This is a genomic window from [Mycoplasma] falconis (genome assembly GCF_006385795.1).
GTDB classification, from domain to species: Bacteria; Bacillota_I; Bacilli_A; order Mycoplasmatales; family Metamycoplasmataceae; genus Metamycoplasma; species Metamycoplasma falconis.
In genome coordinates, this window is record NZ_VFSS01000034.1 from 1 (window position 1) to 563 (window position 563).

The 563-nt window shown below is 24.7% G+C and carries 1 protein-coding gene; it reads left to right on the plus strand.

Annotation, left to right across the window (positions count from 1 at the left end; translation table 4 throughout):
• Positions 1 to 536 (plus strand): DDE-type integrase/transposase/recombinase (locus tag FJO69_RS03095; protein ID WP_170177219.1); only part of this gene is annotated, 536 nt, incomplete at its 5' end.
• Between the last annotated feature and the right edge of the window lie 27 nt (positions 537 to 563).

The window sequence follows — 563 nt, forward strand, 5'->3', positions numbered from 1 at the left end:
TTAAATATGTTGATTTAGTAAAAAGAGATTACAATGCTAAAAATAACGAAATAATTATTGCAACCGATGTTTCTTACATATCTGCTCCGAAAGATGTTGACAATAATTTTGTTTATTTTTCAGCTTGTATAGACCACAAAACAAAGAAAATATTAAATTGAAACTTATCAACTCGAAATGATATTGAATTAGTTTTAGAACATGTAAAAAATATTAAATATGACAAAAAATGGATTATTCATTCCGATCATGGGTTTCAATATTCTTCTAAGGATTACGTTGATATAATCAAACAAAATAACGGTTTAATTTCTATGAGTCGAATTGGTAATTCATTAGACAATAGAGAAATCGAATATTTCTTTTCAATAATCAAAACCGAACATTTATATAATCTTGAAATTAAAAGAATGACGTTTGTAGAACTAAAAGAATCAATTAAATCTTATATAGAATGATATAACAACGAAAGATTACAATCAAATTTAAATTGAAAAACACCCCAACAATGTTGAGATGTTTATTCATATTTATAAACTGTCCACAAAAAGTGTCCAAGTTTA